Source organism: Pseudomonas sp. AC229, assembly GCF_979254655.1.
Map to the genome: position 1 here is coordinate 14,234 of NZ_CEEDHK010000017.1, position 14,744 is coordinate 28,977.

A 14,744-nucleotide genomic window follows, 5' to 3' on the forward strand; every position below is an offset into this window, starting at 1 on the left:
AAGGGCAACTGCCATGCGCACCGAACAACCGAAGATGATTTACCTCAAGGACTATCAGGCGCCGGATTACCTGATCGACGAAACCCATCTGACTTTCGAGTTGTTCGAGGACCACACCCTGGTTCATGCGCAACTGGTGATGCGCCGCAACCCGGTGCGCGGTGAAGGCCTGCCGCAGCTGGTGCTGGACGGTCAGGAGCTGGAGCTGTTGTCCCTCAGCCTCGACGGCAAGACGCTGGAGCCGGGCGACTATCAGCTCAGCGACAGCCACCTGACGCTGCAACCGGCCGGTGAGCGCTTTGTCATCGACAGCAGCGTGCGCATTCACCCGGAAACCAACACCGCGCTGGAAGGTTTGTACAAATCCAGCGGCATGTTCTGCACCCAATGCGAGGCTGAGGGCTTCCGCAAAATTACCTACTACCTCGACCGCCCGGACGTGATGAGCAAATTCACCACGACCCTCAGCGCCGAACAGCACAAATACCCTGTGCTGCTTTCCAACGGCAACCCGATTGCCAGCGGTCCGGAAGAGGGCGAGGGCGGCCGCCATTGGGCGACGTGGGAAGACCCGTTTATGAAGCCCGCCTATCTGTTCGCCCTGGTGGCCGGCGACTTGTGGTGCATCGAAGACACATTCACCACCATGAGCAACCGCGAAGTGGCGCTGCGCATTTATGTCGAGCCGGAAAACATCGACAAATGCCAGCACGCGATGGACAGCCTGAAAAAATCCATGCGCTGGGATGAAGAGGTCTACGGCCGCGAATACGATCTGGATATTTTCATGATCGTCGCCGTCAACGACTTCAACATGGGCGCCATGGAAAACAAGGGGCTGAACATCTTCAACTCCAGCTGCGTGCTGGCCAAAGCCGACACCGCCACCGATGCCGCGCACCAGCGCGTTGAAGGCGTGGTGGCGCACGAATACTTCCACAACTGGTCTGGCAACCGCGTCACCTGCCGCGACTGGTTCCAGCTGTCGCTCAAAGAAGGCTTCACCGTGTACCGCGACGCCGAGTTCTCGGCCGACATGAACTCGCGCACGGTCAAACGTATTGAAGACGTCGCCTACCTGCGCACCCACCAGTTCGCCGAAGACGCCGGCCCCATGGCCCACGCCGTGCGCCCGGACAGCTTTATCGAGATTTCCAACTTTTACACCCTGACCGTGTACGAAAAGGGCTCGGAAGTGGTGCGCATGCTCCACACCCTGCTGGGGAACGACGGTTTCCGCAAAGGCAGCGACCTGTACTTCGAGCGCCACGATGGTCAGGCCGTGACCTGCGACGACTTTATCAAGGCTATGGAAGACGCCAACGGCGCTGACTTCACCCACTTCAAACGCTGGTACAGCCAAGCCGGCACGCCGCGTTTGCAGGTGAGCGAGGCGTATGACGCCGACGCGAAAACCTACACCCTGACCTTCCGCCAAAGCTGCCCGCCAACACCGGGGCAGACTGAAAAACTGCCATTCGTGATTCCCGTCGAGCTGGGCTTGCTCGGCACCCAAGGCCAGGCGCTGACGTTGAAGCTCGAAGGTGAGAGCGGGCCGCGCGGCGAGTCCACGGTTATTGCCGTGACCGAAGCCGAGCAGCGCTTCACCTTTGTGGAAGTGACCGAGCAGCCGTTGCCCTCGTTGCTGCGCGGCTTGTCGGCGCCGGTGAAGCTGAGCTTCCCGTACAACCGCGACCAACTGATGTTCCTCATGCAGCACGACGCCGACGGCTTCAACCGTTGGGAGGCCGGCCAGCAACTGTCGGTGCAAGTGCTGCAAGAGCTGATCGGTCAGCATCAACGCGGCGAAGCGCTGGTGCTGGATCAGCGTTTGATTACCGCGCTGGGCACCTTGCTCGCCGATAGCACGCTCGACCCGGCCATGGTGGCTGAAATGCTCTCGCTGCCAAGCGAGGCGTACCTCACCGAAATTAGCGAAGTGGCCGACGTTGACGCTATTCACAGCGCCCGCGAATTCGCCCGTCAGCAACTGGCCGAGGCGTTGTTCGAGCCGCTGTGGCAGCGTTATCAGCAGAACCGCGAGGCCTCGCGTAACAGTGAGTACGTGGCGCAAGCCGAGCATTTCGCCCGCCGCAGCCTGCAAAACATCGCGCTCTCATACTTAATGCTGAGTGGCAAACCCGAGGTGCTCGCGGCCTGTCTGGAACAGTACGACGCGTGCGACAACATGACCGAACGCCTCACCGCGCTGGCCGTGTTGGTCAATTCGCCGTTCGAGGCCGAGAAAGCCAAAGCGCTGGACACCTTCGCCGAGCACTTCAAAGACAATCCGCTGGTCATGGATCAGTGGTTCAGCGTGCAAGCGGCGAGCGCTCTACCTGGCGGCTTGGCGCGGGTTAAAGCGCTGATGGAACACCCGGCCTTCACCCTGAAAAACCCCAACAAGGTGCGTGCGCTGATTGGTGCGTTCGCCGGGCAAAACCTGGTCAACTTCCACAGCGCCGACGGCTCGGGCTACCGCTTCCTGGCGGACCTGGTCATCACCCTGAATGGCTTCAACCCGCAGATCGCTTCCCGGCAACTGGCGCCGCTGACCCGCTGGCGCAAATACGATGCCGGCCGCCAGGCGCTTATGAAGGCCGAGCTAGAGCGGATTCTCGCCTCTGGCGAGCTGTCCTCGGACGTTTATGAAGTGGTCAGCAAGAGCCTTGCTTAAGGTTTGATTCATCCCTTCCCCCGAAGAACAGAAAGTGTTACTGGCGAAATGCCGGTAACACTTTTTTGTTACTTACCGAAATAACCCGCCCGCTGCTTATTAGAAAACCCTTAATAGGTTGGGGCTTCGCCCTTGACTCTTTTCTGATTGTGCGGCCAGGAATTTGAGCTGGAAAGGCGGCGAGTGGCTATCCGCGCCACATCGTAGGACAAACCGCGCAATAGTTTCCTGAATAGTGGGTGCGTTGGTTAATGAATGATCAGTCACGTCTTGTCTGGCAAACCATAAAACGTTGGCGTCATTAAATTGAATTAAAACGCTTGTTTGGCACCATGGTTGCATTGCTCGACTGTAATTGGCCCCGCAATGGTGCAGACAATGCTCGGGGGTGCGTGCTAGACGCGTTGGAGGGGAATCTTCCAATCAACTAAAAAGACCGCCTCTAAACAGCGGCGTACATGAGCCCGCTTGCTACTAAGCGCGGGCCGATAAGAATAACGATCTGTCCACGGAGTAAAGTCTCGATGGAATTCAAGTCCCGTAGTCCTATGTTGCGTTTCGCGCCGTCCAAGGCAGGCTTTGCCTTCGCCGGTCTTCTGCCGTTGCTGGTGGCTGTTCAAGCCCAGGCCGTGGAATTCAGCTTTGCCGACAATGAAGTCAGCGGTTCCATCGACACCACCGTGTCTTACGGCCAACTGTGGCGCGTACAGGGTCGTGACAAAGGCAACGACGACATCAACACCAACGATGGCAATCGTAACTTCGATACCGGTCTGGTTTCCGAGGTGTACAAGATCACTTCCGACCTGGAAGCGACCTACAAGAACTACGGTGTGTTCGTGCGTGGTACCGCTTTCTATGACACCCAGATCATGGACAAGCGCAACGACTACAACGACAACAACAATCCGAATCAGCCGAGCCAGACTTCTCCGAACAGCTCGAGTTTCACCTACGAAACTCGCCACAAGGCTGGTCGTGATGCTCAGCTTCTTGATGCCTACGTTTACGGCAACTGGGACGTGGCGGATCTGCCTGTTACCGCTCGCCTGGGCAACCAAGTATTCAACTGGGGCGAAGGCCTGTTCTACCGTGGTGGCGTGAACACCACCAACCCGGTAGACGCCGCCAAATTCCGCCTGCCAGGTTCCGAACTGAAGGAAGTGTTGGTCCCGGTTGAAGCGCTGAGCTTCAACGTTGGTCTGACCGATAACCTGTCGATGGAAACCTTCTACCAGTTCAACTGGAAAGAGTCGGCTATCGATCCATCTGGTACTTACTTCTCCGAAACTGACCTTTTTGCGGATGGCGGCAAATTTGCTTATTCGAATCAGCCAGCTCTTCTGGCCGTTGCTTCTCGCTACCCTGGGTTGAGTGCGGCAAATGTCGGTGGTTTGGCCGGCGGCCGTAACGTCGATTCTGACGGCAACATTCAGGTTGCGCGTATCGGTTCCGACATCAATGCGAAAAACGATGGCCAGTACGGCGTCAACTTCAAATACATCGCCGAAGAACTGAACTCCACTGAGTTTGGCGCCTACTTCGTTAACTACCATTCCAAAGAGCCAACCATTGCCGCCGACCTGGGCTCCTATCAAGGGGCAAGCGCGACAAATATCTTCACGGCTATTTGTGGCACGCTCGGCGGCGCTTGTGCCCTCCCAGCTGTCGCTGGCTCTGTGCAACAAGCAGCGGGTGGTTTGGTCACCCTAGACGTAGCCAACCAAGTCAACGCACGTCGTGAGTACGCTGAAGACATCCGCATGTACGGCTTCAGCTTCAATACCACCGTGGGCAACGCTTCGGTATTCGGCGAGCTGGCCTACCGTCCAAACCTGCCAATCGGCATCGCTACCACCAACGACCTGCTGGGCGATCTGTTGCGCCAGGCTCCGCAGTTGGCGGGCGGCAGAACCGTGAATATCGGTGGCCAAAACGTTCGACTGGGTAACGAAATCCACAACGTCGAGCGCGTAGAGGCTTACAACACGTCGTTGGGCACTATCTATAACTTCGGTCCTTCGGCCGGCTTCGATTCCCTGTTTGGCGTGTTCGAACTGGCCTCCGAGCACCTGCGCGGTAGCGATCTGAAGTACACCGACTTTCAAGGCAACACCAAGTACTACTCCGGCCGTGGCAACAGCTCCTACATCAGTGGCGGCGACCGTGACGACCAGGTCAACAAGAACGCCTACGGCTTCACCACTGTGCTCTCGGGCACCTGGAACGACGTATACGCTGGCGTGAACGTTTCCCCGTACGTCGTCTACAAAAACGACTTCGAAGGTAACTCCTACCAGACCGGTAACTTCATCGAAGGCCGTCAGGCTTACACCCTCGGCGTTAAAGCCAGCTACCTGAACAGCCTGGAAGGCGAACTGGCGTACACCGAGTTCTCGGGTGCTGGCAAAAACAACGCCAGCCGTGACCGCGACAACATCGGCGTCAACGTTAAGTACTCGTTCTAACACCCTCTATAAAAGAAGCCGGGCGCCTACGGGCGCTCGGACGATGATTGACCACGGAGAATCAAGATGCTGAAAAAGCACACGCTGATTAGTGCAGCGATCGCACTGGCGTTTACCGCCGGTAGCGCGCTGGCCGCTGTTTCGTCTTCGGAAGCCGCCAAGCTCGGCACTACGCTGACGCCGTTCGGCGCCGAGAAAGCGGGTAACGCGGCAGGTACGATTCCAGCCTGGACTGGCGGTATCACCAAGGCACCGGCTGGCTACAAAACCCGGGGCCAGCACCACGTCGATCCGTTCGCTGACGACAAGCCGCTGTTCACCATCACCAAAGCCAACATGGACCAGTACAAGGCCAACCTGACCCCAGGCCAGATCGCCTTGTTCAACGCCTACCCGACTGACTACCAGCTGCCGGTGTACCCGACCCGTCGCTCCGGCTCCGCGCCGCAGTGGGTCTATGACAACACCCAGAAAAACGCCACCACCGCCAAACTGCTCGATGGCGGCAACGGTTTCGCCGACGCATACGGCGGCATTCCGTTCCCGATTCCGCAGAACGGCGTTGAAGCGGTGTGGAACCACATCGCCCGTTATCGCGGCACCTACATCGTGCGTCGCGCTTCGGAAGTAGCCGTGCAGCGCAATGGCGACTTCACCCTGGTGACGTCCCAGCAAGAAGCGATGTTCCGTTTCTACGACCCGAAAAGTAACTACTCGAACCTGAACAACATCCTGTTCTACTACCTGTCCTTCACCAAGAGCCCGGCACGCCTGGCTGGCGGCGCGGTACTGGTACACGAAACCCTGGATCAGGTGAAAGAACCGCGTCAGGCCTGGGGCTACAACGCCGGTCAGCGTCGCGTACGTCGCGCGCCGAACCTGGCTTACGACACCCCGATTGCTGCCGCTGACGGCCTGCGTACTGCAGACGACACCGACATGTTCAACGGCTCGCCAGACCGCTACGACTGGAAGCTGATCGGCAAGAAAGAAATCTACATTCCGTACAACAACTACAAAATCAGCAGCCCCGACGTGAAATACGCCGACCTGCTGAAAGTGGGCCACCTGAACCCGGCTTACACCCGTTACGAGCTGCACCGTGTGTGGGTAGTTGAAGGCACGCTGAAAGCTGGCGCCCGTCACATCTACTCCAAGCGCGTGCTGTTCCTCGACGAAGACAGCTGGCAAGCAGCAGAAGTGGACCAATACGACGGCCGTGGCGAGCTGTGGCGCGTGTCGTTGGCGTACCTGAAAAACTTCTACGAACTGCCAACCACCTGGACTGCCCTGGACGTGTTCCACGACCTGCAAGCCCGTCGCTACCACGTACAGAACCTGGACAACGAAGAGCCGACCACCATCGACTTCAGCCAGCCGATTCCAGACGACGGCTACTTCAAGCCCGCTGCTCTGCGTCGTCGCGGTACGCGTTAATCGATGGGGCTGTGTTGGGCTTCGCCGATGGCTCAACCCAACCTACGTCGGTGTCATGCGTAGGTTGGGTTGAGCGAAGCGAAGCCCAACGTTAGATGCCCATAGGCAACACAACTCAGGTTGTGTAGTGTTCGGCAAAGGCCGCTACAGTCGTAGCGGCTTTTGTGCATCAGGGGTATCTATTCCGATGCATCAGAGGTGCCTATAACGCGTCAATCACGCGGGTTTGCCTTAACAAAACATAACGTCACGTTGATTGTCAGACCTTTCGAAAGCTGGATAGGATAGGCGGCCTGCAAAAAGGCTGATATCCCATAACAATAAAGGGGAAAGGTGTATGAGTGAGCCCGTCATGCGGCGCACCCAGTCTGGTGAGGCTAAGAAGTTGCGCACACCAGCGTTCCGCTTCCACTCGCCGCTGGCTAACGTGCTTTCGCTGTGTAGTGTGTTGTCCGTTCTGAGTTTTGTTGCACCCCTCAATGTGCACGCGGCGACCGACGATTCGGCGGCCGTCTACTCAATCCCATCCGCCAAGGCTGCAGACTCCCTGTTGCTCGACATCGACAACGCCGGCAAACGCCTGGTCGCTGTGGGTGACCGTGGCCACATTCTGTATTCCGACGATGAAGGCAAAACCTGGGTGCAGGCCAAAGTGCCAACCCGGATGATGCTCACAGCGGTGGCGTTCGGTGACGACAAACACGGTTGGGCGGTTGGTCACGATGCACTGATCCTGGCTACCGAAGACGGTGGCACCACGTGGACCCAACAATTCAGCGACCAGGAACGGGAGGAGGGCGCGCCGTTCCTCGACGTCTGGTTCAAAGATGCTTCCACCGGTTTTGCGGTTGGTGCGTATGGCGCGTTGTTCGCCACCACCGACGGCGGCAAGAACTGGGAAGATGCCGGCGACCGTCTCGATAACCCCGACGGTTACCACATCAATGCCATCACCGAAGTCAAAGGCTCGGGCCTGTTTGCCGTCGGTGAAATGGGCAGCATGTTTAGAAGTGCCGACGACGGCGAAACCTGGGAAACCCTCGAGGGCCCTTATGAAGGTTCGCTGTTTGGCGTGATCGGCACCAATGAACCCGGCACGCTTCTGGCCTATGGCCTGCGCGGCAACCTGTTCCGCTCCACCGACTTCGGCACCACCTGGACGCCCATCAAGGTCAAGTCGCCTCGCGGCAAACTCGACTTCGGTTTGTCTGGCGGCGCACTGCTTAAAGATGGCTCTGTGGTCATCGTCGGGCACGGCGGCAGCGTACTGAAAAGCACCGATAACGGCCTGACCTTCAGCCTGATCAACCGTCCGGATCGCTTGTCCTTGTCCAGCGTTGCAGCTGACGACAAAGGTGATCTGGTGTTGGTCGGTCAAGGTGGCGTCCATGTCACTTCGCCCACCGGTGAAGACGCTAGCCCAAAACAATAAGCCGTGGCTTTGAGGTATGAGTACGATGAGTAACCATCATCAGGATAAGGGCTCCTTTCTCGAGCGCCTGATCTTCAACAACCGGCCGACAGTGATCCTCATCTGTCTGCTGGTCAGCGTCTTCCTGTGCTACCAAGCCTTGCAAGTGCGTCCGTCCACCAGCTTTGAAAAGATGATTCCGCTGCAGCATCCGTTCATTCAGAAGATGCTCGAGCACCGCAATGATCTGGCCAACCTGGGCAACACCGTGCGTATCTCGGTGGAAGCCAAAGACGGCGACATTTTCAGCAAGGAATACATGGAAACCCTGCGTCAGGTGAACGACGAGGTGTTCTACATTCCAGGCGTCGACCGTTCCGGTCTGAAGTCGTTGTGGAGCCCAAGCGTTCGCTGGACCGAAGTGACCGAAGAAGGCTTCGCCGGCGGCGAAGTGATTCCGCAAACCTACGACGGCTCGCCAGACAGCCTCGACGAGCTGCGCAACAACGTGCTCAAGTCGGGCCAGATCGGCCGCCTGGTCGCGAACAACTTCAAGTCGAGCATCGTCGACGTGCCGTTGCTGGAGTCCTACCCGGACCCGCAAGACCAAGGCACCTTGCTGAAACTCGACTACCGCCAGTTCTCCCACGAACTGGAAGCGAAGATTCGCGACAAGTACGAAGCGCAAAACCCGAATGTGGAAATTCACATCGTCGGTTTCGCCAAGAAAGTCGGTGACCTTATCGACGGTCTGGTGATGGTGGTGGCGTTCTTTGCCATCGCGTTCCTGATCACCCTCGTCTTGCTGATGTGGTTCACCCGCTGCATTCGCAGCACCATCGCCGTGCTGTTCACCACCTTGATTGCCGTGGTGTGGCAACTGGGCCTGATGCACACCGTAGGGTTCGGTCTCGACCCTTACTCGATGCTCGTGCCGTTCCTGATTTTCGCCATCGGTATTTCCCACGGCGTACAGAAAATCAACGGTATCGCCCTGCAATCGAGTGAAGCCGATAGCCCGCTGACCGCTGCGCGCCTGACCTTCCGCCAACTGTTCCTGCCGGGCGCGATCGCGATTCTGGCCGACGCCGTGGGCTTTATCACGCTGCTGATTATCGACATCGGCGTGATCCGCGAACTGGCCATTGGCGCGTCCATTGGTGTGGGCGTGATCGTGTTCACCAACCTGATCCTGCTGCCGGTTGCCATCTCGTATGTCGGCATCAGCAAAAAGGCCATCGAGCGCAGCAAGAAAGACGCCGTGCGCGAACACCCGTTCTGGCGCCTGCTGTCCAACTTCGCTCACCCGGTGGTGGCGCCGATTTCCGTGGTTATCGCCCTGGCAGCCTTCGGTGGCGGCTTGTGGTACGGCCACGGCCTGAAAATTGGTGACCTTGACCAAGGTGCGCCGGAGCTGCGTCCGGACTCGCGCTACAACCAGGACAACGCCTTCATCATCAACAACTACTCGACCAGTTCGGACGTGTTGGTGGTCATGGTCAAGAGCAAGCCTGAAGGCTGCTCGATTCACGAAACCATGCAGCCCATCGATGAGCTGATGTGGACCATGAGCAACACCGAAGGTGTGCAATCGGCCATCTCCCTGGTCACCGTCTCCAAGCAGATGATCAAGGGCATGAACGAGGGCAACCTGAAATGGGAAACCCTGTCGCGCAACAAAGACGTGCTGAACAACTCCATCGCCCGCGCCGATGGCCTGTTCAACAACGACTGCTCGCTGGCCCCGGTGTTGGTGTTCCTCAACGACCACAAAGCCGAAACCCTCGACCGTGCGGTTAACGCCGTGAAAGCCTTCGCCAAGGAACACGACAACGAGAACCTGCAGTTCCTGCTCGCTGCCGGTAACGCCGGTATCGAAGCGGCGACCAACGAAGTGATCAAGGAAACCGAGTTCACCATTTTGATCCTGGTGTACATCTGCGTGGCCACCATGTGCCTGATCACCTTCCGCTCGTTCGCGGCGACCTTGTGCATCGTGCTGCCGCTGATCCTCACCTCGGTGCTGGGTAACGCGCTGATGACCTTCCTGGGCATCGGTGTGAAGGTGGCGACCTTGCCGGTGATCGCGCTGGGTGTGGGTATTGGGGTCGACTACGGCATCTATATCTACAGCCGTCTGGAAAGCTTCCTGCGCGCCGGTATGCCGCTGCAAGAAGCCTATTACCAGACCCTGAAATCCACCGGTAAAGCGGTACTGTTCACCGGCTTGTGCCTGGCCATTGGCGTGTGCACCTGGATTTTCTCGGCGATCAAGTTCCAGGCCGACATGGGCCTGATGCTGACCTTCATGCTGCTGTGGAACATGTTTGGCGCGCTGTGGCTGTTGCCAGCGCTGGCACGCTTCCTCATCAAGCCTGAGAAGTTGGCAGGCAAGAAAGGCGGCTCGCTGCTGGCCCACTAAGGCCCAGGCGAGCAACAAAAAAACCGCAGCCCAGGCTGCGGTTTTTTTATGGGTGCGATTTATTGTCTTTTTGTAGGAGCCAGCTTGCTGGCGAACCCTGCAAACAAAATTCTCGATTGGTGTTTCCAGGATTCGCGACCAAGGTCGCTCCTACAAAAGCGCCGAACCTCTGGGAGCGGCTTTTGCCGCGAGTTTTTGATCTTCCCGCTCAGCCGTGCACCTTGAACCACCCATCAATCATCCCGCGCAAACGCTCGCCGGAGAAACTGTCGAAATGCCCGCCATGCACCGTGCGCACGGGCAAGCGCCGCAGGCGTTCCAGACTGGCGGCATAGTCGTCGAGGTTGGAGTGGTAGGCGTCTTCGATCAGCGGACCGTCGTAGATGATGTCGCCGCTGAACAGCGTTTCGGTGCTGGCTTCCCACAGGCTGATGCCGCCCGGCGAATGGCCCGGCGTGTGCAGCACTTGCAACACGCGATTGCCCAGGTCCAGCACGTCGCCGTCTTCGACAAACCCGGTGGCCGGCGCCGCTTTCACCTGGTACTCGGCGTAGCACAGCGGGCAATCCGGGTGGGCGTCGAACATGTCGTCGCCAACGAATGCCGTGCTCAAGGTATTGGCGCCATCGGGGTGCGCGAGAATGTCGGCCTCGGCCGGGTGCACCAGGCGCTCGTTAAATTCGTGGTGCCCGGCGATGTGGTCGAAATGGCAATGACTGGCCACGGCCAGCAGCGGCTTTTCCGTGAGCCACGGCAGCTGTTCGCGCAGGCTTACCAGGCCGGAGCCGCTGTCGAGCAGCACGTCTCTGTCGCGACCCTGGATATGCCAGAGGTTGCAGCGGTAGAACGGGCGGATGTAGGGCTCGTGGATAAGGCTGATGCCGTCGTAGCAGTGGCGGACTTCGAACCATTTGTCGCGGGTGACGATTTTCATGGGGGGCTCTTTTGTGGGACGCGCGGTGCGGGATGAAGCTTCCGATCCATTCAAGATTCTGGATCCCCGCGTTCGCGAGGATGACGGTGGTCTCGTTAAAAACCTCCGTCATCCTCGCGAACGCGGTGGTCCGTCGATTTGGGATCCAGAATTTACCGAGCGAACGGCGGCCCCTGAACAATCTCAATCAGCAATGGCCGGTCACCCCGCGCGGTCTCCAACAACCTGGCCAAATGCCCCAAATCCACCGCCCGTTCCGCCACACACCCAAACCCCCGCGCAATGGCAATAAAGTCCGGCGTGTAAATATCCACCCCAATCGGCTCGATGCCTCGGCGTTCCATGTAGCCCTTGATCTCGCCGTAACCATAGTTGTTCCACAGCAGAATCACGATGCCAACCTTGGCTTCCACCGCGCTGGCCAGTTCTGGCAGGCTGAATTGCAGCCCACCATCACCAATCAGGCAAACAACCGGTGTCTGCGGTTCGGCCAGTTTTGCGCCGATGGCGGCGGGCAGGGCGTAGCCGAGGGTGCCGTAGCCGGTGGAAGAATTGAACCAGCGGCGCGGTGCATTCAGGTCGACCAGGTGATTGCCGCTGTACACGGTTTGCGTGGAATCCCCGACAAACCGCGCCTCCGGCAACACGTCGAGCACGGTGGCGAACAGCTCGCGGTAATGCGCCCAGCCGCTGAAGCCGTCGTCCAACCGCGCGCGAACGGCGGCGGCACGCTGAGCGCCAGGGCTGCCGGAATCGCCAGTGCGGCCCGGTAACTCGGCCAGCAAGGCGACCATGGCCAGGCGCGCGTCACTTTGAATCGCCAGCGTTGGCGTGTGGTTGCGCTGCAATTGCTGGGTGTCGATGTCGATGCGAATTAGCTCGCCAGGCAAGGCAAAGCCGCCGTCGAACACCACGTCGTAATCGGTTTCGCCCAGCTCCGTGCCAATGGCCAGAACCACGTCGGCAGCGGCGGCCAGCTCGCGCACCGGCACCAATGACTGGTTGCTACCGATCAGCAGCAAATGCTCAGCGGGCAATAAGCCTTTGGCATTGATGGTGAGGGCGGTCGGCGCATCCAGGGCGGTCGCCAGGTGCGCTGCAACGTCGGCCGCCTCAAGGCAACCACCGCCGAGCAATAGCAGCGGCCGCTGAGCGCCGCGCAGTTTCGCGACGGCCTGGTTGATCAGCTCGGCAGAAGGCGCGGGCCGGCTAGAATGCGTGCGCGGCTGAAGGCGCAAGTGGGCGGCCGGCGCGGTGATGATGTCCAATGGCAGCTCGATGTGCACCGGGCGCGGGCGCTCGCTGTCGAACACGGCAAAGGCCCGGGCCAGCACGTCGGGTAATTCGTCGACGCTAAGCACGGTGTGGCTGAACGCGGTAACGCCAGCCGTGAGCCCACGTTGGTCGGGCAATTCATGCAAGTAACCGTTGCCGGTGCCCAGGCGCGAACGCTCGTTGACGCTGGAAATCACCAGCATCGGAATCGAGTCGCCGTAGGCCTGCGCCATGGCGGTGAGGATGTTGGTCATGCCTGGCCCGGTGATGATGAAACACACCCCAGGTTTGCCCGTGACCCGCGCGTAGCCGTCGGCCATAAAGCCGGCGCCCTGCTCGTGACGCGGGGTGATGTGGCGCAGGGCCGTGGCAGGCAAGCCGCGATACAGCTCCACCGTGTGCACGCCGGGAATACCGAACACGGTGTCCACGCCCCAGGCGTCCAGTTGCTTCAGCAGAAATTCACCGCAGGTGCTCATCGGGCAGTCCTTAGAGGCGAGGAGGGCAGCAGGGCCGTCAATGGCTGATCTGCGACAGAAAGGCTTGCAGGCGCGGGTGCTTGGGCTGCTCGAAGAATTCGGTCGGCGCGCCGGTTTCGACGATTTGCCCGGCGTCCATAAACACCACACGGTCGGCGACCTTGCGGGCAAAACCCATCTCGTGGGTCACGCACAACATGGTCATGCCTTCAAGCGCCAGCTCGGTCATCACGTCCAACACCTCGCCGACCATTTCCGGGTCGAGGGCCGAAGTGGGCTCGTCGAACAGCATCACCTTCGGGTTCATGCACAGCGCCCGGGCAATGGCCACGCGTTGCTGTTGGCCGCCAGACAGTTGGCCGGGCTTCTTCTGCGCCTGGCTGCCGATGTGCACGCGGTTTAGGTAACGCAGCGCTTGTTCCTCGGCCTGGGCGCGCGCAATGCCGCGCACTTTCATCGGCGCCAGGGTGCAGTTTTCCAGCACGGTCAGATGGGGGAACAGGTTGAAGTTCTGAAACACCATGCCCACTTCGCGCCGCACGTTGGCGCTGCCTTGTTTGCTGGCAACGTCCTGGTTTTCTACGGTGATGGTGCCGGTGTCGTGGGGCGAAAGGCGGTTGATGCAGCGAATCAGCGTCGACTTGCCCGAGCCCGACGGCCCGCAAATCACAATTTTCTCGCCCTGGCGCACGGACAGGTTGATGCCCTGCAACACCTGAAAATCGTCGTAGCGCTTGCCGACGTTATCGAGCCGAATGATCTCGGTGGTCATCACAATTCCTCAGATGCGGCGCATACGCGCAAGGGTGCGTTGCACCAGGCCGACGTTCTTCGCTGCGGGGCTGACGTGGTCCCATGACAAGCGTCGCTCCAGGCGGCCTTGCAGCCAGGTCAGGGTGTAAACCATGACCAAGTAGTAAACCAACGCCACCGCGTAGTACTCGGAAAACTGAAAAGTCGTGGACACGGTTTGCGAGGTCACGGCCATCAGCTCTTGCAGGGAAATCACCGAGGCCAGCGAGGTGATTTTCAGCAACGTGATGAACTCGTTGGCCGTCGGCGGAATGGCGATACGCGCCGCTTGCGGCAGCGTGACGTAGCGGAAAATCTGCCAGCCCGACAAGCCCAGCGCGTGGCCGGCGGCGTGCTGACCTTTGTCCAGCGCCTTCAAGGCGGCGCGGTTGATCTCGGCCTGGTAGGCCATTTCATTCAGGCTCAGGGCGATCCAGGCGGCGAAGAACGGGGTGAACCAGGTTTCGCGAAAAATCGGGAAAAACTGCGGCAGCGCGTTCCACACGAACAGCAACTGCAACAGCGTCGGCGCGCCGCGAAACACACTGAGCACAGCGCGCAGCAGCATGCGCAGCGGATTGGGCGGGCCGTCCAGCGCCAGCGCAGCGGGAATCGACAGGGCGATGCCGACCGAATGGGCGAGCAGGGCGAGCAGCAAGGTAATGCACGCGCCCTTGAAGAAGGGGTAGGAGAACAGTGCGTCCCAGAAGACGGCGACGTCGAATTGCATGGGGGTATCCCCTTTCAGGCGGTGAGAAGCTGCGCTGCGATCAGGAACGGCGCAGGTGATTATGGCGATACTCGATCAGCTCCCTCGCCCCAGCGGGGAGAGGGCTGGGGAGAGGGGGA

At 59.5% G+C, this 14,744-nt stretch carries 9 protein-coding genes; 5 read left to right on the forward strand and 4 right to left on the reverse strand.

Annotated features, from left to right (window positions below):
- The first annotated feature begins 13 nt into the window (after positions 1 to 13).
- The 5 genes from pepN to AC0IW7_RS21515 all read left to right on the forward strand — a co-directional run bounded on the left by pepN (position 14) and on the right by AC0IW7_RS21515 (position 10,415).
- Positions 14 to 2,677: an aminopeptidase N gene (pepN, locus tag AC0IW7_RS21495; RefSeq protein WP_471820719.1), complete on the forward strand. Its 2,664-nt coding sequence runs from the start codon at positions 14 to 16 to the stop codon at positions 2,675 to 2,677.
- A gap of 524 nt (positions 2,678 to 3,201) precedes the next feature.
- Positions 3,202 to 5,145 (forward strand): DUF1302 domain-containing protein, encoded by a 1,944-nt coding sequence (locus tag AC0IW7_RS21500; protein WP_471820721.1) that lies wholly within the window; start codon positions 3,202 to 3,204, stop codon positions 5,143 to 5,145.
- 66 nt (positions 5,146 to 5,211) lie between these two features.
- Entirely contained in the window at positions 5,212 to 6,582 is a 1,371-nt protein-coding gene (locus AC0IW7_RS21505; RefSeq protein WP_471820722.1) for a DUF1329 domain-containing protein, read from the forward strand.
- A gap of 337 nt (positions 6,583 to 6,919) precedes the next feature.
- A complete protein-coding gene (locus tag AC0IW7_RS21510) occupies positions 6,920 to 8,014 on the forward strand; it encodes a WD40/YVTN/BNR-like repeat-containing protein (protein ID WP_471820724.1) in 1,095 nt (364 codons plus the stop codon).
- 16 nt (positions 8,015 to 8,030) lie between these two features.
- Entirely contained in the window at positions 8,031 to 10,415 is a 2,385-nt protein-coding gene (locus AC0IW7_RS21515) for an efflux RND transporter permease subunit (protein WP_163016702.1), read from the forward strand.
- Positions 10,416 to 10,623: 208 nt separating this feature from the next.
- Here AC0IW7_RS21515 and AC0IW7_RS21520 read toward each other — a convergent pair whose 3' ends face one another.
- The 4 genes from AC0IW7_RS21520 to AC0IW7_RS21535 all read right to left on the reverse strand — a co-directional run bounded on the left by AC0IW7_RS21520 (position 10,624) and on the right by AC0IW7_RS21535 (position 14,625).
- Positions 10,624 to 11,349, reverse strand: a complete 726-nt coding sequence (locus tag AC0IW7_RS21520; protein WP_471820726.1) for an MBL fold metallo-hydrolase — start codon at positions 11,347 to 11,349, stop codon at positions 10,624 to 10,626.
- Positions 11,350 to 11,501: 152 nt separating this feature from the next.
- Positions 11,502 to 13,103 carry a 5-guanidino-2-oxopentanoate decarboxylase gene (locus AC0IW7_RS21525; protein ID WP_471820728.1) on the reverse strand — a complete coding sequence of 534 codons (1,602 nt, stop codon included), beginning with the start codon at positions 13,101 to 13,103 and terminating at the stop codon, positions 11,502 to 11,504.
- A gap of 37 nt (positions 13,104 to 13,140) precedes the next feature.
- Positions 13,141 to 13,875, reverse strand: coding sequence for an amino acid ABC transporter ATP-binding protein (locus tag AC0IW7_RS21530; RefSeq protein WP_471820730.1), 735 nt, complete (start codon positions 13,873 to 13,875; stop codon positions 13,141 to 13,143).
- Positions 13,876 to 13,884: 9 nt separating this feature from the next.
- On the reverse strand, positions 13,885 to 14,625 hold the full coding sequence (locus AC0IW7_RS21535) for an amino acid ABC transporter permease (protein WP_471820731.1): 741 nt from the start codon (positions 14,623 to 14,625) through the stop codon (positions 13,885 to 13,887).
- Between the last annotated feature and the right edge of the window lie 119 nt (positions 14,626 to 14,744).

Coding starts and splice junctions, on each gene's coding strand:
- pepN (WP_471820719.1), top strand. CDS start 14: ATGCGCACCGAACAACCGAAGATGATTTACCTCAAGGACTATCAGGCG.
- AC0IW7_RS21500 (WP_471820721.1), top strand. CDS start 3,202: ATGGAATTCAAGTCCCGTAGTCCTATGTTGCGTTTCGCGCCGTCCAAG.
- AC0IW7_RS21505 (WP_471820722.1), top strand. CDS start 5,212: ATGCTGAAAAAGCACACGCTGATTAGTGCAGCGATCGCACTGGCGTTT.
- AC0IW7_RS21510 (WP_471820724.1), top strand. CDS start 6,920: ATGAGTGAGCCCGTCATGCGGCGCACCCAGTCTGGTGAGGCTAAGAAG.
- AC0IW7_RS21515 (WP_163016702.1), top strand. CDS start 8,031: ATGAGTACGATGAGTAACCATCATCAGGATAAGGGCTCCTTTCTCGAG.
- AC0IW7_RS21520 (WP_471820726.1), bottom strand. CDS start 11,349: ATGAAAATCGTCACCCGCGACAAATGGTTCGAAGTCCGCCACTGCTAC.
- AC0IW7_RS21525 (WP_471820728.1), bottom strand. CDS start 13,103: ATGAGCACCTGCGGTGAATTTCTGCTGAAGCAACTGGACGCCTGGGGC.
- AC0IW7_RS21530 (WP_471820730.1), bottom strand. CDS start 13,875: ATGACCACCGAGATCATTCGGCTCGATAACGTCGGCAAGCGCTACGAC.
- AC0IW7_RS21535 (WP_471820731.1), bottom strand. CDS start 14,625: ATGCAATTCGACGTCGCCGTCTTCTGGGACGCACTGTTCTCCTACCCC.